This window comes from Arthrobacter sp. R-11, assembly GCF_049913155.1.
Lineage (GTDB): Bacteria > Actinomycetota > Actinomycetes > Actinomycetales > Micrococcaceae > Arthrobacter.
The window spans coordinates 1,666,148-1,684,411 of the sequence record NZ_CP183979.1; the positions used below are offsets into that span (position 1 = coordinate 1,666,148).

Here is an 18,264-nt window from a genome sequence, read left to right on the forward strand (position 1 = left end):
GCTTCCTTCCTAGCGGAAATCGGACACGGCTGCGGCGGCTCTGTTAGGGTCGGCACATGAGCTCGGAGGAGGCTCCCGGGATCCGGGAGATACTGTCCGCGGACCCCCGCGAGGTGGCGCCGTGGGTGCTGGGCGCAGTGCTCAGCCACCGCTCCGAACAGGGCACGGTCGCGGTGCGCCTGAGCGAGGTCGAGGCGTACCTGGGGCCGCATGACTCCCATCAGCCGGACCCCGGATCGCACACGTTCCGCGGCCGGACGCCGCGAAATGCGCCCATGTTCGGCCCGGCGGGCCACCTCTATGTGTACTTCACGTACGGCATGCACTATTGCTCAAACATTGTCTGCGGTCCCGACGGCGTCGCCTCCGCGCTGCTGCTGCGCGCCGGCGAGGTGGTCGAGGGGCTTGAGCTCGCCCGTGCCCGCCGTCCGGCGTCCCGCTCGGACATGGACCTCGCCAGCGGTCCCGCTCGCCTGGCCACCGTGCTGGGGCTGACGACGGCGGACAGTGGCAAGGACGCGCTTGCGGCCCCTTTCAGCCTGGTACTGCCGGCGGCGCCGGTCCCGGCGGAGGTGCTTGCGAGAGGGCCGCGGGTGGGCGTTGCCGGCGACGGCGGAACCCACGACTACCCGTGGCGGTTCTGGCTCGCGGGGGATCCCACGGTCTCCAAGTACAAAGCGGCCGTCCGCCGGACCCGGACCCGCGCCCGGGATTAGCACGGGATTAGCGCGGGATTAGCTCACTGCTGCCGAAACGGCCGGGGCCGTTGCTTCCCGGTCTCCACGGTCCGCCGGCAAGCCGTGCAGCACCCGGTCCAGGAAGCTGTTGCGGAACTTGCCCGCCGGATCATAGCTGGCCGCCAGTTGGCGGAAATTCTCGAAATGCGGGTACCGCGGTGCAAGCGTGGCGGCGTCGGCGGCGAACAGCTTGCCCCAGTGCGGCCGCGGCTCGAAGGGTGCCAGCCGTTCTTCGATCAGCGGCAACACGGTTTCGACTTCCTGCTGCATCGGTTTCCAGGTCAGGTGCAGCGCCACGCTGTCGCGTTCGAACGCGGGGCTGAGCCAGAATCCGTCCGCGGCAACCGTCCTGATTTCCGAGACGAACAGCAGCGGCGCCAACACGGGGGAGAGGGCCCGCAGTTCCCGCAGGGCGGCCGCAGCATGGCCGCGCGGAAGCAAGTACTCGCTCTGCAGTTCGTTGCCGTTGCTCGGCGTGAATTCGTGCCGGAAGTGCGGAAGCCGTTCAAGCCAGGGGCCGGGCACGTCCAGCTGTGGGGTGCAGTTTTCTGCGGACATGCCGGGCAGGGGGTGCAGCGCGGACGGTGCCGGCTTCGCGCCGTGGAACTCCTTGGGGGCCGGGCCGTTTCCGGAGTCCATGGCCTTCCGCCACACCTGGCTGACCGCGGGGCCGGTGTAATCCGTGAAGAGGCTGACGCTGTAACCGTCCGAGGTGACCGCCTCGAAGTCCGCCAGTACCGCCTCCCAGAGAAGGCCTTCGTAGACCTGCTGCCGCACCGCGTAGCTGGGTTCGATCGCCAGTTCCAGTTCGGTGATGATCCCCAAAGCGCCAAGCCCGACGACGGCGGCCAGGAAGTCCGCCCCGTCGCTTTCCTGCAGCCGGACCACTTCGCCGTCGGCCCGGATCAGCTGGAGGCCCTTCACGGCAGTGTGGAGGCTGCCCAGCTTTGAGCCGGAACCGTGGGTGCCGGTCTGCACCGCGCCGGCCACTGAGATATGCGGCAGCGACGCGAGGTTGTGCAGGGCGTAGCCGTGCGATTCGAGGTACCGGCCCAGCTCGCCGTAGCTCATGCCGCCGCCCACCCTGACCACGGCCCGCGCTGTATCGATCTGCGGTCCGCCGGCCAGGAGGTCCAGGTTCACGTGGATTCCGTCCGTGTCCGCGATGGTATTGAAGCAGTGCCTGGTGCCCACGGCCTTGATCCGTGACGCCGCGGCAACGCCTTCCTGCAGCTGCGCCAGCGTCGCTGGCCGGAGCATGCCGCCGGCTTTGTATTCAAGGTTTCCTGCCCAGTTCCTCATGGCACCTTCCGTGGGGCTGATGTGTGGAAGCAATGCTATGTTAGCGCTATCAACCCTGTCGATGGACGGCCGTTTCCGGGGAGTCGCTGTAGCATCATGCTGGGCGGGCGGAATGGATCCCGCAAGGATGCGAAAGCGGGGGATTCCAGGTGCGGGCAACAGTGAAGGACGTTGCTGCCCTCGCCGGCGTGTCGCCCAAAACAGTCTCGAACGTGGTCAACGGCCAGGTCACTGTCAGCGAGCACACGCGGCAAAAAGTGGAACTCGCCATGGCGGAACTGGATTACGTCCCCAACCTTTCCGCCAGGGGCCTGCGCAATGGCCGCTCCGGGGTTATTGGCCTTGCCCTGCCGGACCTCGGGACGCCCTACTCCGCGGAGATCGCCCATCATGTGGTCGAGGTGGCGCACGCGCAAGGATGGGGCGTCCAGATCGAGGAGACCGGCCTGGATCCGCAGCGCGAATTCGAGCTCATGTCCAAGGCCCGCTCCAACATGATCGACGGCCTCATCCTGAACCCGGTGGCCCTGGATGAAAGCGCCATCAAGCTTCCCGGAACCCTTCCTCCGGTGCTCCTCCTCGGAGAGGTCAGCCAGAAGATCGTTGACCGGGTCTGGGTGGACAGCGTGGCGGCCGCCAGGGACATGACGCTCGCCCTGGCAGCCGGCGGACGGCGCCGGATCGCTGTCCTCGGGGCCAACCGCGGCCGCCGTTCAGCCACCGCCGCCCTGCGCTCGCGCGGCTACCGTGAGGCCCTCGCGGAACTGGGGATCGTCCATGATCCCCGCCTGGAAATCGCCTGTGACGACTGGACGCCGCAGGGGAGCTACCAGGCGCTCCAGGCTTTCCTTACCGTGAACGAACTCCCGGATGCGATCTTCTGTTTCACCGATTCGCTTGCCATCGGGGCGCTCAGCCTCTTGTCCCAGTCGGGGTACCGCATCCCTGCGGACGTTGCCGTCTCCGGCTTCGATGACATTGCCGACGGCCGCTTTGCCGTCCCACCGTTGACCACGGTGTCCTTTGATAAGCGAGCCTTCGCGGAAAACGCGCTGAAGCTGCTGACCGAACGGATGGCGGACCGCCGCCGGGCACCGGTAGACCTGGCCCTGCCGTACCGGATTGTGCTGCGTGCCAGCACCGGGAACTGACCTTCCAAGAAAATTGTTGGCGCTAACAAAATTCTCTTGTGCCGACTTTTACAACGATGTAACGTATGAGCCGGATCACACACAACGCGTCCGAAGGAGTACGGGTGAAGCAACAACAACGGCTGCCGGAGGCCCCAGGCCGCAGGCAGTTCCTTACGGGAATGGGGGCGCTCGGGGCCTTGCTGGCCACAGGCTCCCTGACTGCCTGCGGCGGAGCGGCGAACGCTGCCGGTCCGGAAGATGTGCGGTTCTGGCATCTGCTCTCCGGTGGCGACGGCATCAAGATGGCCGCCATGATCGACAAGGTCAACGCTTCCCAGCGGGCATTCCGGGTCACACCCACGGTGCTGGCCTGGGGACCGCCTTATTACACGAAGCTCGCCATGGCGTCGGTAGGCGGCCGGCCTCCCGAAGTCGCCATCATGCATGCGGCCCGTGTTCCCGGCTACGCGCCCGGCGGACTGCTGGACCCCTGGGACCTGGACCTCCTGGCACAGCACGGCGTCCGCGAGGCGGACTTCGCCCCCCGCATCTGGGAGAACAGCAAAGAAGGTGGCAAGGTCTTCTCGATCGCCCTCGATTCGCACCCGTTCATCATGATGTACAACACCGACACCGCCGCGAAGGCCGGCGTCCTCCGCGGAGACGGCCGGCTGGAAGCCATCAGTGATCCGGCCACCTTCAAGGCCGTTGCCGCCGAACTGCAGAAGGTCACCGGAAAGCATGGACTCTCCTACGGCTACCTCGGTGACGGCGCCCAGATGTGGCGGATGTTCTACACCTTCTACAAACAGCACGGTGCGGACTTCGAGCTGGTCCAGGGTTCCCGGGCAAAAGTGGACCGCGACGTCGCCGTGGACGTCCTGGAGTTCATCGCCGGCCTGCTGGATGACACCATTGCCACCCGCAGCGGCGACGGCGGAACCGCCATCGCGGAGTTCGCCGGCAAGGCGTCCGGGATGTTTTTCAGCGGCGTTTGGGAACTGCCCACCATGAAGGCGGCCGGAGTGCCGCTGGATGCCCAGCCCATTCCCACCCTGTTCGGAACACCTGCGGCCTTCGCGGACTCCCACGCCTTTGTCCTGCCGCACCAGCTGGACCTCAACGAGGAGAGGCGCCGCTCCGTCTACGCCTTCGTGGCGGAGATGCTCAAGGGATCCCTGCGGTGGGCAGAAGCAGGCCACATCCCCGCCTACCAGCCTGTGGTCCGTTCCGCGGAGTACCAGGCCCTGAAACCGCAGGCACACTATGCCGGTGCCGCGGACATCATCAACTACGATCCCCGGGCCTGGTTCACCGGTTCCGGCTCAGACTTCCAGGCCTACTTCGCCGAAAACGTGCAGAACGTCTTCCTCGGCAGGATCAAGGCCAAGGACGGCTGGGATGCCTTCGTCAAGCGGCTGGACACCCTGCTGTCCAAGCCCCAGCCGGTATAGGAGCCCTGGAAATGAGCACATCAACCATCAGCCGGCGCAATGCGGCACCGGCAGCAGCCCCCAACGGAACTGCACGGGCAGCCAGCCGCCGTCGGGACACCCTCCACGGCTGGGGATTCATGGCCCCGTTCATGGCCTTCTTCGTCCTTTTTCTCATCTGGCCGCTGCTGCATGGCGCCTACATGAGCCTGACCGGCAAATCCCTCACGGGAGCCAACGACTCCTTCCTGGGCCTGGCCAACTACGCCGAGGCGCTCGCCGACGCCGATATGTGGCACTCCCTCGGCAACACCCTCTACTTCACCGTCATCAGCACGGTCCCATTGGTCCTGGTGGCGCTCGCCATGGCCGGCCTCGTGAACATGGGCCTCCCGGCGCAATGGCTGTGGCGGCTGTCCTTCTTCGCTCCGTTCCTGCTGGCCTCCACCGTGGTGTCGCTCTTCTTCACCTGGATGTTCAACCCGCAGCTCGGGCTCCTCAACGAACTCCTGGCCATGGTGGGGATTCCACCCGTGGCTTGGTTGAACAACCCGGACGTGGCCATGTGGTCGATCGTGATCGCCACCCTCTGGTGGACGGTCGGCTTCAACTTCCTTCTCTACCTCGCGGCAATGCAGAACATTCCCGTCCAGCACTACGAGGCCGCCCAGCTGGACGGCGCCGGCGGCTGGCGGCAGTTCTTCTCCATCACGCTGCCCCAGCTCCAGCCCACCACCATCATGATCGTGATCCTGCAGGTCCTGGCATCCCTGAAGATCTTCGACCAGGTGTACCAAATGACCGGCGGCGGACCGGGCGGGGCCACCCGCAGCACCGTCCAGTACATCTTCGAGACAGGCTTCACCGGATACCGCCTCGGATACTCCTCGGCGATCTCCTACATCTTCTTCGGACTTATCGTGCTCGTCTCGATCGCCCAGTTCTTCATCACCCGCAAGAGGAGCGCATGACATGGCAAACTCCACCCTGCTCAGCCCGTCCCGGCAGCAACAGCCGGCGGCCCCGGCACCCGTCCCCGCGGTCAAACGCCGGCTGCCCGCAAGCCGGATAGCTGCCACCGTCGTCGTGGCCTTCCTTGCGGCGCTCTGGCTCCTGCCGTTCGGCTGGGCCACCATCACCGCCCTGAAGAGCGAAACGGAAGCCGCGGCCACACCCATCACGTTCTTCCCGGCGTCGGGCTTTACCTTCGAGGCGTTCGCCAAGGTCCTCGCCGAGGGCAATATCCCGCAGTGGACCTGGAACTCGCTCTTCACCTCGGCGGCCATCACCCTGGTGACGCTGGTGATTTCCGCGCTCGCGGCCTACGCCCTGTCCAGGATCGACTTCAAGGGCCGGAAGCTCCTCATGGGAATCATCGTCGCGTCCCTGATCGTGCCGCCGCCCGTGCTGATCATCCCGCTCTTCTACCAGATGGTCTCCTTCCACCTGATCGATACGTACTGGGGGATCATCCTGCCGCAGGTCATCGCCCCCGCCATGGTCTTCGTGCTCAAGAAATTCTTCGACCAGATCCCGCACGAGCTTGAGGACGCGGCCCGGGTGGACGGCGCGGGCCGGGTCCGGATCTTCCTGCAGGTGGTGCTCCCGCTGTCCCGCCCCATCCTGGCCGCCGTGGCGATCTTCGTTTTCATCGGCGCCTGGAACAACTTCCTGTGGCCCTTCATCGTCACCAATGACAGCGCCATGCTGACCCTGCCCGTGGGCCTGCAGACCATCAAGAGCGCCTACGGCATCCAATACGCGCAGAACATGGCCTCCGCCCTGCTCGCAGCGCTTCCGCTGATCCTGGTCTTCCTGTTTTTCCAGCGCCAGATCATCAAGGGCATTTCCACCACCGGCCTCGCCGGAACCTAAGCAGAACACCCGCATTGCCAAGCCACCACAACCAGGAGAAACCACATCATGTCCCGTGCACGGATCAGCATCGACCGCGACTTCACCGTTTCCGAGGTGCCCCGCCGGCTCTTCGGGTCTTTCGTGGAGCACATGGGCCGGTGCGTCTACACCGGCATCTATGAACCAGGCCACCCCACGGCGGACGAACAAGGCTTCCGCAAGGACGTCCTTGCCCTGACCAAGGAACTCGGCGCCACGGTGGTCCGGTATCCGGGCGGCAACTTCGTCTCCGGCTACAACTGGGAAGACGGCATCGGGCCCGTGGAGAACCGGCCGCGCCGCCTGGACGGAGCGTGGCACACCCTGGAAACCAATGCTTTCGGCCTGCACGAATTCGTGGACTGGTCCCGCAAGGCCGGTGTGGAGGTCATGGAGGCCATCAACCTCGGAACCCGCGGGGTGGATGCCGCACGCGAAATCGTCGAGTACGCCAACCACCCAGGCGGCACCTACCTGTCCGACCTCCGCATCAAGAACGGACACAAGGATCCCTTCGACATCAAGCTGTGGTGCCTCGGAAACGAGATGGACGGGCCCTGGCAGATCGGCCACAAGACGGCCGAGGAATACGGCCGGCTGGCCCAGGAAGCCGCCAAGGCCATGAGGTTCGTGGACCCGGACATCGAACTTGTGGCCTGCGGCAGTTCAAGCTCGGCCATGGACACGTTCGGCGCGTGGGAACAGACAGTCCTCACCCACGCCTACAACGAGGTGGACTACGTCTCCCTGCACGCCTACTACCAGGAGGAAGAGGGAGACGCCGGAAGCTTCCTGGCCAGCGCGGTGGACATGGACTACTTCATCGAATCCGTGATCGCCACCGCCGATTCGGTCCGGGCCAAGGGCAAGCACAAGAAACACATCAACCTGTCCTTCGACGAATGGAACGTCTGGTACCAGCGCGGCCTGGACACCGAGGACCAGCCACACCGCGTGAACGCTTCCGGCTGGCGGGAACACCCGCGCGTCATCGAAGACAAGTACAACGTCACCGACGCCGTGGTGGTGGGCACCCTGCTCAACTCGCTGCTGCGCCACGGGGACCGCGTGAAGATCGCCAACCAGGCCCAGCTGGTCAACGTCATCGCCCCGATCTTCTCCGAAGAGAACGGCCCGGCCTGGCGGCAGACCATCTTCCACCCCTTCGCCCGTATGGCGGAACTGGCGAAGGGCATGATCCTGCGGACCCACGTGGACTCGGACAAGTACTCCAACGCCCGCTTCGGAGATGTGGACCTCGTGGACGTCAGCGCCACCTGGGATGAGGAAAACGGCCGGCTCGCGCTGTTCCTCGCCAACCGCGGCCTCACCGAAGCGGCAGACGTCGACGTCGCACTGCGGGGCTTCGACGCCGGCCGGATCCTCCGCGCCGAGGTGCTGGAGGTCCCCGAAGGCAAGGACCGCTTCGCAGCGAACCTTTTGGAAACCGGCGAGCAGGTGGGGCTCAAGCAGCTGGCCGGCGTAAAAGCCGCCGGGGACGAACTGAAGCTCACGCTGCCCGCATTGTCGTGGGCCGTCGTCGAACTTGAGGTAACCAAGGCCTGACGGACGGAGCGGGAGCCGGTGGGGACTAGCCTGCCAGCAGGCAGGCATCGGGAGGCAGGGCGGCGGAAACGCGCCCTGCCTCCCGCTGTTCCATCCTTTCGAAGGGTGCCTGTTCGAAGGGTCCCTGTTCGAACGGCGCCTGTTCGAACGGCGCCTGTTCGAACGGCGCCAGCCGCTCGAGGAGCGCGGTGCGCAGCGGAGGCCATTCGTGGCTGAGGATCGAATACACGTCGGTGTCGCAGCGGCCGCCGTCGGGTGCGAACCGGTGCCCGCGCAAGGTGCCTTCATGGCTGGCGCCAAGCCGCCGGATCGCCGCAGCGCTGCGGGTATTCCGCGCATCGCAGCGGAACCCCACCCGGTGCACGCCCAGGACCTCGAAGGAGTAGGACAGCAACAGCTGCTTGGCGGCCGGATTGACGTGGCTTCCCCAGAACGGGCGCCCGTAGAAGGTCCCGCCGATTTCCAGGCGCTCCTGCCGCGGATCGTAGTCGCAGAGTGAGGTGGTTCCCAGCAGGGCACCGGTCCTTTGTTCGACTACGGCGAAGGCGATGACCGCCGGGTCGGCGATCCGGGATGCAAAAAGCGCTTCGAGTTCCCCGGAGCTCAGCGGCTGACTGGCCGCCATGCCGGACCACATCCCGGCGTCGACGAAATCAAAGAGTGCGCGGGCATGCGCGGGGGCAAGCGGAACCAGGCTGATTCCGTGCCGGCCAAGGGCCACTTCGTGCTGCATTGCAGCATCTAAGCACCAGCGGTCGCTGCCGGGAATGCTGCAGAGGTTAGCAGCGCATGAATTTCTTATGACACCCCGGCAGGGGGAGCGTTTCACCCGCGTTGCGGAAAACCGCTGTAGAATGGACGGTCCGTCATTTCCGATAGGGGAACGTTTTGATGCACGACGCCGATTTGCTCCACGAACGCGAGTACGTGGCCGGGCTCTATGCGCGGCTGGACGAGCTGCGGGAAGAGAAACGGAGCCAGCTCGCGCAGGTCCGCCGCGCCGGAGCGGTGGGCACCATGCAGAACGTGTCCGAACGCGACGCTTTCGCGGCGCTGTACGAGGACCGCCTGGCCCAGCTCGACGCCGTCGACGAGCGCCTCGTCTTCGGCCGCCTCGATCTCGACACGGGCGAAGCGCAATATATCGGCCGCATCGGCCTGTCGACGGCGGATCTGCAGCGGCTCATGGTCGACTGGCGTGCCCCCGAGGCCGGCCATTTCTACCAGGCCACAGCCTTCGACCGCCAGGGTGTCCGCCGCCGCCGGCACTTGATCCTGCAGGGCCGTGAAGTGAAGGCGATCGAGGACGACGTCCTGGACACCACCATGCTGGACGGCAGCGAATCCATGCAGGGGGAGGGCGCGCTGCTGGCGGCCCTGAACTCCAAGCGCACCGGGCGCATGTCGGACATCGTAGGAACCATCCAGGCCGAGCAGGACCGCATCATCCGCTCCGCGATGTCGGGCGCGCTGGTGGTCCAGGGCGGTCCCGGAACCGGCAAGACGGCCGTCGCGCTGCACCGTGCCGCGTACCTGCTCTACACCCACCGGGAACGGCTGAAGTCCGCCGGCGTGCTGCTGGTCGGCCCGTCGTCGTCCTTCATGCACTACATCGAACGCGTGCTGCCGTCCCTTGGCGAGACCGGCGTCGTCATGACCAGCCTCGGCAAGCTCATGCCCGGCATCAGCGCCGTCCCGGAGGAGGACCCCGCCGTCGCCGCGCTGAAGGGCAGCCTGGACATGGCCGCCGTCGTCGCGAACGCCGTCGCGAACCGCCAGCGCACGCCCGCCGAGGACCGCATCCTCGAGGTCGATTCCCGCAAGCTCAAGCTCACGGTCAGGCAGGTCCGGCGCGCCCGCGAACGCGCCCGCGGCACCGGCAAGCCGCACAACGAGGCCCGGGTAACCTTCGTGAAGATCCTGCTCCGCGAGCTCACCGAGCAGCTCACGGACATGGTGGAGGCGGCCAACCTCGGCAACAACGCCGACCGTGCCTACCTGGCCGAAGACGTCCGCACCGCCCGTGACGTCCGCATCGCCCTGAACCTGTGCTGGATGCCGATGACCCCGGAGAAGCTGATCTCCGAGCTCTTCAGCAAGCCTGCCATCCTCGAGGCCTGCACCCCGGACCTCACCCCGGAACAGCGTGCCCTGCTGTTGCGCCCGGCCGACGCGCCGTGGACCGAAGCCGACGTCCCGCTGCTCGATGAAGCCGCCGAACTTCTTGGCGAACTCGATGCCGCGGCCGGCCGGGGATTGGCCCAGCAGGAGCACGACCGTGCCCGCGACCTGGCCAATGCCAAGCAGACCCTGGCCAACATGGAAGCCATGGGCGTCAACGTCCTCATGACCGCCGAGGAACTGGCCGAGCAGAACCAGGAGCGCGAAACCCGCCTCACCGCGGCAGAACGCGCCGTCAGCGACCGCACCTGGGCCTTCGGGCACATTGTGGTCGATGAAGCGCAGGAGCTTTCGCCCATGCAGTGGCGCCTCCTGGTCCGCCGCTGCCCGCTGAAGTCCTTCACGATCGTCGGCGACATTGCCCAGACGAGCGCCGCGGCAGGTGCCAATTCCTGGCACAGCGCCCTGGCGCCGTCCTTCGGTGACCGCTGGCAGCTGGAAGAGCTCACGGTCAATTACCGCACCCCATCCCAGATCGCCGAGGCCGCCGTCCGGATGGCCAACCGTGCCGGCCTGGTCGTCTCGGCTCCCAAGGCCGTGCGGGAAGGCCGCTGGAACCCCCTCGTGGACCGGGTGGAGGCGGACGGGATCGTCCCCCGCCTCCTTGAGGTGTTCCCCGAGGAGCTGGACGTGCTCGACGGCGGCCTGCTCGCCGTGATTGCCGACGGCGCCCTGCTGCCCGAGGCAGCCGCGGCCCTGCGCGGCGCCTACGGCCACCGGGTGGGAAGCGGAGCCGGCAGCTACGAACAGGACATCGTGGTGATCAGCCCGAAGGAAGCCAAGGGCCTGGAATTCGACGGCGTCGTGGTCCTGGAACCAGCCGCCATGCTCAACCACGAGCACGGGAAGGTCGGCGACCTGTACGTTGCCATGACCCGCCCCACGCAGCGCCTGCGGCTCATCACTTCGGCGCCGCTGCCGCCCGGAATCGAACGCTAGGGCGCGGACAAGCGGCCGGACAACGGAACAGGGCGCCAATCCTGCTAACTTAGAAGCCGTGTCACACGTAAACAACCTCGAGTCCCAGCACAACGACCCGGGCTTCGCCAACATCTGGCAGGAGCTCAAATGGCGCGGCCTTGTCCACGTTTCCACCGATGAGGCGGAACTGGAAAAGCTGCTCGCCGGGGACCCGATCACGTATTACTGTGGCTTCGACCCGACCGCGCCGTCCCTGCACCTGGGCAACCTGGTGCAGCTCCTGGTCATGCGCCGCCTGCAGCTTGCGGGTCACAAGCCGCTCGGCCTCGTGGGTGGCTCCACGGGCCTGATCGGCGACCCGCGCCCGACGGCGGAACGCACCTTGAACACCAAGGACACCGTCGCCGAATGGGTCGGCTACCTGCAGGCCCAGGTCCGCCGCTTCCTCAGCTTCGAGGGCGACAATGCTGCCCGCATGGTCAACAACCTGGACTGGACCGCGCCGCTGAGCGCCATCGACTTCCTGCGCGAAATCGGCAAGCACTACCGCGTGGGCACGATGCTGCGCAAGGACGCCGTCGCCTCCCGCCTGAGCTCCGAGGAAGGCATCAGCTACACCGAGTTCAGCTACCAGATCCTGCAGGGCATGGACTACCTCCAGCTCAACCGCGACTACGCCTGCGTGCTGCAGACCGGCGGCTCGGACCAGTGGGGCAACCTGACCAGCGGCACCGAACTGATCCGCAAGGTGGACGGCAAGAGCGTGCATGCCCTCGGCACGCCGCTGATCACCAACGCCGACGGCACAAAGTTCGGCAAGAGCGAAGGCAATGCCATCTGGCTGGACGCCGCAATGTGCAGCCCGTACGCGTTCTACCAGTTCTGGCTGAACACGGCAGATGCCGACGTCGTCGACCGCCTCAAGGTCTTCACCTTCCTCAGCCGCGCGGAAATCGAGGAACTGGAGAAGTCCGTGGCGGAGCGCCCCTTCGCCCGCGAAGGACAGCGGAAGCTCGCCTACGAAGTCACCTCGCTGGTGCACGGCGTGGACGCCACCGAGAAGGTCATCGCCGCTTCCGCAGCTGTCTTCGGCAACGGAGACCTCAGCGTCCTGGATGAAGCGACCCTTGCAGCCGCCACCGCTGAGCTGCCGTCCGCAAAGATCGACGCCGCCGGCTTGGGCATCATCGATCTGCTCGTTGCCTCCGGCCTTTCCGACAGCAAGTCCGCCGCCCGGCGCACGGTGGGGGAGGGCGGCGCCTATGTGAACAACACCAAGGTGACCGATCCCGACGCCGTCATCGGCCAGGACGAACTGCTTCACGGGCGCTACCTGCTGCTTCGCCGCGGCAAGAAGAACCTCGCCACAGTGGAAGTGACCGGCTAACCAAACGTCCCACGCGTCCCACGCGTGACGGGCCTGTACGCCTCCCCGCAGCTGACTTGCGCAGCCGCGGGGAGGCGTGTAGTGTTTCTTGGGTTGCCGCCGCTGAGGGGCAACAGCCTCCCATTGAATTGTGAAGAATCCGCCTCCGGCAAATGCCAGGAAATCGGATTATTTGCAGTCCCTTTGGAGGTAATTCGATTCGCGAAAGTGAATTCGGGAGAAATTGCCGGATTTGCAAAGTGAAATCGGATGAAATAAGATTGAAACATCGCAGCGAAGAAAAACGGAAAGTGATTCCGCGAAGTATTCGAATGCTTCTGTTGTTTGAGAACTCAATAGTGTGCCAAGTTTGTTGATACCGATTTTTTATGAATTGGTTATTTGCCGGGCTGTCCGCCCCTGTGGATGGTCTGGTTTTTAGCTGGTTTCAAATTTTGTGCAGCGTGTCCGGGTCTTTTTCCGGCCTGGGTGTGTTGTGTCTGTTTTTGTTTTACTTCAACGGAGAGTTTGATCCTGGCTCAGGATGAACGCTGGCGGCGTGCTTAACACATGCAAGTCGAACGATGATCCGGTGCTTGCACCGGGGATTAGTGGCGAACGGGTGAGTAACACGTGAGTAACCTGCCCTTGACTCTGGGATAAGCCTGGGAAACTGGGTCTAATACCGGATATGACCTTTCACCGCATGGTGGGGGGTGGAAAGCTTTTTGTGGTTTTGGATGGACTCGCGGCCTATCAGCTTGTTGGTGGGGTAATGGCCTACCAAGGCGATGACGGGTAGCCGGCCTGAGAGGGTGACCGGCCACACTGGGACTGAGACACGGCCCAGACTCCTACGGGAGGCAGCAGTGGGGAATATTGCACAATGGGCGCAAGCCTGATGCAGCGACGCCGCGTGAGGGATGACGGCCTTCGGGTTGTAAACCTCTTTCAGTAGGGAAGAAGCGAAAGTGACGGTACCTGCAGAAGAAGCGCCGGCTAACTACGTGCCAGCAGCCGCGGTAATACGTAGGGCGCAAGCGTTATCCGGAATTATTGGGCGTAAAGAGCTCGTAGGCGGTTTGTCGCGTCTGCTGTGAAAGACCGGGGCTCAACTCCGGTTCTGCAGTGGGTACGGGCAGACTAGAGTGATGTAGGGGAGACTGGAATTCCTGGTGTAGCGGTGAAATGCGCAGATATCAGGAGGAACACCGATGGCGAAGGCAGGTCTCTGGGCATTAACTGACGCTGAGGAGCGAAAGCATGGGGAGCGAACAGGATTAGATACCCTGGTAGTCCATGCCGTAAACGTTGGGCACTAGGTGTGGGGGACATTCCACGTTTTCCGCGCCGTAGCTAACGCATTAAGTGCCCCGCCTGGGGAGTACGGCCGCAAGGCTAAAACTCAAAGGAATTGACGGGGGCCCGCACAAGCGGCGGAGCATGCGGATTAATTCGATGCAACGCGAAGAACCTTACCAAGGCTTGACATGGACCGGACCGCCCTGGAAACAGGGCTTCCCTTCGGGGCTGGTTCACAGGTGGTGCATGGTTGTCGTCAGCTCGTGTCGTGAGATGTTGGGTTAAGTCCCGCAACGAGCGCAACCCTCGTTCCATGTTGCCAGCGGGTTATGCCGGGGACTCATGGGAGACTGCCGGGGTCAACTCGGAGGAAGGTGGGGACGACGTCAAATCATCATGCCCCTTATGTCTTGGGCTTCACGCATGCTACAATGGCCGGTACAATGGGTTGCGATACTGTGAGGTGGAGCTAATCCCAAAAAGCCGGTCTCAGTTCGGATTGGGGTCTGCAACTCGACCCCATGAAGTCGGAGTCGCTAGTAATCGCAGATCAGCAACGCTGCGGTGAATACGTTCCCGGGCCTTGTACACACCGCCCGTCAAGTCACGAAAGTTGGTAACACCCGAAGCCGGTGGCCTAACCCCTTGTGGGAGGGAGCCGTCGAAGGTGGGACCGGCGATTGGGACTAAGTCGTAACAAGGTAGCCGTACCGGAAGGTGCGGCTGGATCACCTCCTTTCTAAGGAGCAACTGCCCTTTTGTGGTGGTGGCTGCATGGTCGCCGTCCGGGGGTCAGGAGTACAGCCCATTGCGCAGGCGTCTGTTCTGCGGTGGGTGCTCATGGGTGGAATATCAACGAATCAAACTGGTTTTGGCATGGCCTTGGTGGTTGTGTCCTGTGGTTAGTACGGTGTCTGTGCCCTTTTGGGGTGTGGGTGTTGGGAACGCTGCGGGGTGCGGACTGTCGTGGGTTGTGTTTGGTGCACTGTTGGGTCCTGAGGCAACAGGACCTGCAACGATGAGTTGCCGGGCCCGTCAGGGGCGCCCCTTTTTGTGGGGGTGTTCTGGGGTTTCTGGTTTTCCTGTCCTTGCCGATCATGCGCATGGTTTGTGTGTGTGGGGTGTGGGGGTTGGGGTTGTTGTTTGAGAACTACATAGTGGACGCGAGCATCTTGTAAGCAATTTTGTTTAGAAGTTTTTTGATCTGTGTGGTCAAGTTTTTAAGGGCACACGGTGGATGCCTTGGCATCAGGAGCCGATGAAGGACGTAGGAATCTGCGATAAGCCTGGGGGAGTTGATAACCGAGCGGTGATCCCAGGATGTCCGAATGGGGAAACCCCGCACAACGCCGTTTTCGGTGATTGTGTGACCCGTACCTGAATATATAGGGTGCGTGGGGGGAACGCGGGGAAGTGAAACATCTCAGTACCCGCAGGAAGAGAAAACAACAGTGATTCCGTTAGTAGTGGCGAGCGAACGCGGATCAGGCTAAACCGACCCATGTGTGATAGCCGGCGGGCGTTGCGTGGGCGGGGTTGTGGGGCAGTTGCGTGCTGGTTCTGCCGGACCGGCGGGGTGTGTGTGCGTGCATAGGCGAACGGTTTTGAAAGGCCGGCCGGAGAGGGTGTGAGTCCCGTAGCCGTAATGTGTTGTGCCGCCCTGGTGAGTGTTCCCAAGTAGCACGGGGCCCGAGAAATCCCGTGTGAATCTGTCAGGACCACCTGATAAGCCTAAATACTTCCTGATGACCGATAGCGGACCAGTACCGTGAGGGAAAGGTGAAAAGTACCCCGGGAGGGGAGTGAAACAGTACCTGAAACCGTGTGCTTACAATCCGTCAGAGCAGCCTTGTTGTTGTGATGGCGTGCCTTTTGAAGAATGAGCCTGCGAGTTAGTGTTACGTCGCGAGGTTAACCCGTGTGGGGTAGCCGTAGCGAAAGCGAGTCTGAACAGGGCGAGTGTAGTGGCGTGATCTAGACCCGAAGCGGAGTGATCTACCCATGGCCAGGTTGAAGCGACGGTAAGACGTCGTGGAGGACCGAACCCACTTCAGTTGAAAATGGAGGGGATGAGCTGTGGGTAGGGGTGAAAGGCCAATCAAACTCCGTGATAGCTGGTTCTCCCCGAAATGCATTTAGGTGCAGCGTTGCGTGTTTCTTGCCGGAGGTAGAGCTACTGGATGGCCGATGGGCCCTACAAGGTTACTGACGTCAGCCAAACTCCGAATGCCGGTAAGTGAGAGCGCAGCAGTGAGACTGTGGGGGATAAGCTTCATAGTCGAGAGGGAAACAGCCCAGACCACCAACTAAGGCCCCTAAGCGTGTGCTAAGTGGGAAAGGATGTGGAGTTGCTTAGACAACCAGGAGGTTGGCTTAGAAGCAGCCACCCTTGAAAGAGTGCGTAATAGCTCACTGGTCAAGTGATTCCGCGCCGACAATGTAGCGGGGCTCAAGTACACCGCCGAAGTTGTGGCATTCACACATGTTCCTAGCCTTCGTGGTTCAGGGGTGTGGATGGGTAGGGGAGCGTCGTGTGGGCGGTGAAGCTGCGGTGTGAACCAGTGGTGGAGCCTACACGAGTGAGAATGCAGGCATGAGTAGCGAAAGACGGGTGAGAAACCCGTCCGCCGAATGATCAAGGGTTCCAGGGTCAAGCTAATCTGCCCTGGGTAAGTCGGGACCTAAGGCGAGGCCGACAGGCGTAGTCGATGGACAACGGGTTGATATTCCCGTACCGGCGAAGAACCGCCCATACCAAGCGGGGGATACTAACCGCCCGAAACCTGCCCTATCACCCTTTGGGTGTGTGGGTTTTGGTGGAGCGCGGGACCTGATCCCGGGAGGTAAGCGTATTAACAGGTGTGACGCAGGAAGGTAGCCGGGCCGGGCGATGGTTGCCCCGGTCTAAGGACGTAGGCCGTTCCATAGGCAAATCCGTGGAACATGCAGGCTGAGATCTGATGGGACCCCCGCATGGGGGGATCCGGTGATCCTATGCTGCCTAGAAAAGCATCGGCGCGAGGTTCCAGCTGCCCGTACCCCAAACCGACACAGGTGATCAGGTAGAGAATACCAAGGCGATCGAGAGAATTATGGTTAAGGAACTCGGCAAAATGCCCCCGTAACTTCGGGAGAAGGGGGGCCCGGACCGTGAGACCCACTTGCTGGGTGGAGCGGGCAAGGGCCGCAGAGACCAGGGGGAAGCGACTGTTTACTAAAAACACAGGTCCGTGCGAAGTCGCAAGACGATGTATACGGACTGACTCCTGCCCGGTGCTGGAAGGTTAAGAGGACCGGTTAGCTCTTCGGAGCGAAGCTGAGAATTCAAGCCCCAGTAAACGGCGGTGGTAACTATAACCATCCTAAGGTAGCGAAATTCCTTGTCGGGTAAGTTCCGACCTGCACGAATGGAGTAACGACTTCCCCGCTGTCTCAACCATAAACTCGGCGAAATTGCAGTACGAGTAAAGATGCTCGTTACGCGCAGCAGGACGGAAAGACCCCGAGACCTTTACTATAGTTTGGTATTGGTGTTCGGAGTGGCTTGTGTAGGATAGGTGGGAGACTGTGAAGCCCGGACGCCAGTTCGGGTGGAGTCATCGTTGAAATACCACTCTGGTCACTTTGGACATCTAACTTCGGCCCGTGATCCGGGTCAGGGACAGTGCCTGATGGGTAGTTTAACTGGGGCGGTTGCCTCCTAAAAAGTAACGGAGGCGCCCAAAGGTTCCCTCAGCCTGGTTGGCAATCAGGTGTCGAGTGTAAGTGCACAAGGGAGCTTGACTGTGAGAGAGACATCTCAAGCAGGGACGAAAGTCGGGACTAGTGATCCGGCGGTACATTGTGGAATGGCCGTCGCTCAACGGATAAAAGGTACCTCGGGGATAACAGGCTGATCTTGCCCAAGAGTCCATATCGACGGCATGGTTTGGCACCTCGATGTCGGCTCGTCGCATCCTGGGGCTGGAGTAGGTCCCAAGGGTTGGGCTGTTCGCCCATTAAAGCGGTACGCGAGCTGGGTTTAGAACGTCGTGAGACAGTTCGGTCCCTATCCGCTGCGCGCGCAGGAAATTTGAGAAGGGCTGTCCTTAGTACGAGAGGACCGGGACGGACGAACCTCTGGTGTGTCAGTTGTACTGCCAAGTGCACCGCTGATTAGCTACGTTCGGATGGGATAACCGCTGAAAGCATCTAAGCGGGAAGCTCGCTTCAAGATGAGATTTCCATGCACCTCGTGTGTGAGAGGCCCCCAGCCAGACCACTGGGTTGATAGGCCGGACGTGGAAGACAGGACCAACGACTGTCGAAGCCGACCGGTACTAATAGGCCGACAACTTACACCACACAAAAACATCAAAAGCTACGCGTCCACTATGTGGTTCCCGGACAACAACCCAGGAACCAAACCGGCACACCACCGGACAACC

Annotated in this window: 10 protein-coding genes and 2 rRNA genes; 10 read left to right on the forward strand and 2 right to left on the reverse strand. The window is 63.0% G+C overall.

The window, feature by feature from the left end; genetic code table 11:
* Window positions 1–56 precede the first annotated feature (56 nt).
* Window positions 57–716 carry a DNA-3-methyladenine glycosylase gene (locus ACN9M4_RS07520; protein WP_426302916.1) on the forward strand — a complete coding sequence of 220 codons (660 nt, stop codon included), beginning with the start codon at window positions 57–59 and terminating at the stop codon, window positions 714–716.
* 18 nt (window positions 717–734) lie between these two features.
* Here the strand turns inward: ACN9M4_RS07520 and ACN9M4_RS07525 are convergent, their stop codons facing one another.
* Window positions 735–2,039 carry a D-arabinono-1,4-lactone oxidase gene (locus ACN9M4_RS07525; protein ID WP_426302917.1) on the reverse strand — a complete coding sequence of 435 codons (1,305 nt, stop codon included), beginning with the start codon at window positions 2,037–2,039 and terminating at the stop codon, window positions 735–737.
* Between the two features lie 149 nt (window positions 2,040–2,188).
* Here ACN9M4_RS07525 and ACN9M4_RS07530 point away from each other — a divergent pair, with 149 nt between their 5' ends.
* The 5 genes from ACN9M4_RS07530 to ACN9M4_RS07550 all read left to right on the forward strand — a co-directional run bounded on the left by ACN9M4_RS07530 (window position 2,189) and on the right by ACN9M4_RS07550 (window position 8,067).
* Window positions 2,189–3,190 (forward strand): LacI family DNA-binding transcriptional regulator, encoded by a 1,002-nt coding sequence (locus tag ACN9M4_RS07530; RefSeq protein WP_426302918.1) that lies wholly within the window; start codon window positions 2,189–2,191, stop codon window positions 3,188–3,190.
* Window positions 3,191–3,294: 104 nt separating this feature from the next.
* Window positions 3,295–4,626, forward strand: coding sequence for an extracellular solute-binding protein (locus ACN9M4_RS07535; protein ID WP_426302919.1), 1,332 nt, complete (start codon window positions 3,295–3,297; stop codon window positions 4,624–4,626).
* 11 nt (window positions 4,627–4,637) lie between these two features.
* Window positions 4,638–5,576 (forward strand): carbohydrate ABC transporter permease, encoded by a 939-nt coding sequence (locus ACN9M4_RS07540; protein ID WP_426302920.1) that lies wholly within the window; start codon window positions 4,638–4,640, stop codon window positions 5,574–5,576.
* A 1-nt stretch (window position 5,577) separates the two neighbouring features.
* Window positions 5,578–6,480, forward strand: a complete 903-nt coding sequence (locus tag ACN9M4_RS07545; protein ID WP_426302921.1) for a carbohydrate ABC transporter permease — start codon at window positions 5,578–5,580, stop codon at window positions 6,478–6,480.
* A gap of 48 nt (window positions 6,481–6,528) precedes the next feature.
* The gene (locus ACN9M4_RS07550; RefSeq protein ID WP_426302922.1) at window positions 6,529–8,067 is read left to right on the forward strand and encodes an alpha-N-arabinofuranosidase; all 1,539 of its coding nucleotides are present in this window, start codon (window positions 6,529–6,531) and stop codon (window positions 8,065–8,067) included.
* Window positions 8,068–8,092: 25 nt separating this feature from the next.
* Here ACN9M4_RS07550 and ACN9M4_RS07555 read toward each other — a convergent pair whose 3' ends face one another.
* The gene (locus tag ACN9M4_RS07555; RefSeq protein ID WP_426302923.1) at window positions 8,093–8,800 is read right to left on the reverse strand and encodes a GNAT family N-acetyltransferase; all 708 of its coding nucleotides are present in this window, start codon (window positions 8,798–8,800) and stop codon (window positions 8,093–8,095) included.
* Window positions 8,801–8,958: 158 nt separating this feature from the next.
* On the opposite strand from ACN9M4_RS07555, the gene ACN9M4_RS07560 reads away from it, so the two are divergent.
* The 4 genes from ACN9M4_RS07560 (at window position 8,959) to ACN9M4_RS07575 (ending at window position 18,181) form a co-directional block, all read left to right on the forward strand.
* Window positions 8,959–11,187 carry a HelD family protein gene (locus ACN9M4_RS07560; protein WP_426302924.1) on the forward strand — a complete coding sequence of 743 codons (2,229 nt, stop codon included), beginning with the start codon at window positions 8,959–8,961 and terminating at the stop codon, window positions 11,185–11,187.
* A 58-nt stretch (window positions 11,188–11,245) separates the two neighbouring features.
* Window positions 11,246–12,556 carry a tyrosine--tRNA ligase gene (gene tyrS / locus ACN9M4_RS07565; protein WP_426302925.1) on the forward strand — a complete coding sequence of 437 codons (1,311 nt, stop codon included), beginning with the start codon at window positions 11,246–11,248 and terminating at the stop codon, window positions 12,554–12,556.
* A gap of 495 nt (window positions 12,557–13,051) precedes the next feature.
* Window positions 13,052–14,576, forward strand: a 16S ribosomal RNA gene (locus ACN9M4_RS07570).
* Between the two features lie 471 nt (window positions 14,577–15,047).
* Window positions 15,048–18,181: ribosomal RNA gene (locus ACN9M4_RS07575) — 23S ribosomal RNA — on the forward strand.
* Together the 16S and 23S rRNA genes form the textbook arrangement of a ribosomal RNA operon.
* Window positions 18,182–18,264: the final 83 nt, after the last annotated feature.

Coding starts and splice junctions, on each gene's coding strand:
- ACN9M4_RS07520 (WP_426302916.1), top strand. CDS start 57: ATGAGCTCGGAGGAGGCTCCCGGGATCCGGGAGATACTGTCCGCGGAC.
- ACN9M4_RS07540 (WP_426302920.1), top strand. CDS start 4,638: ATGAGCACATCAACCATCAGCCGGCGCAATGCGGCACCGGCAGCAGCC.
- ACN9M4_RS07545 (WP_426302921.1), top strand. CDS start 5,578: ATGGCAAACTCCACCCTGCTCAGCCCGTCCCGGCAGCAACAGCCGGCG.
- ACN9M4_RS07555 (WP_426302923.1), bottom strand. CDS start 8,800: ATGCAGCACGAAGTGGCCCTTGGCCGGCACGGAATCAGCCTGGTTCCG.
- ACN9M4_RS07550 (WP_426302922.1), top strand. CDS start 6,529: ATGTCCCGTGCACGGATCAGCATCGACCGCGACTTCACCGTTTCCGAG.
- ACN9M4_RS07525 (WP_426302917.1), bottom strand. CDS start 2,039: ATGAGGAACTGGGCAGGAAACCTTGAATACAAAGCCGGCGGCATGCTC.
- ACN9M4_RS07560 (WP_426302924.1), top strand. CDS start 8,959: ATGCACGACGCCGATTTGCTCCACGAACGCGAGTACGTGGCCGGGCTC.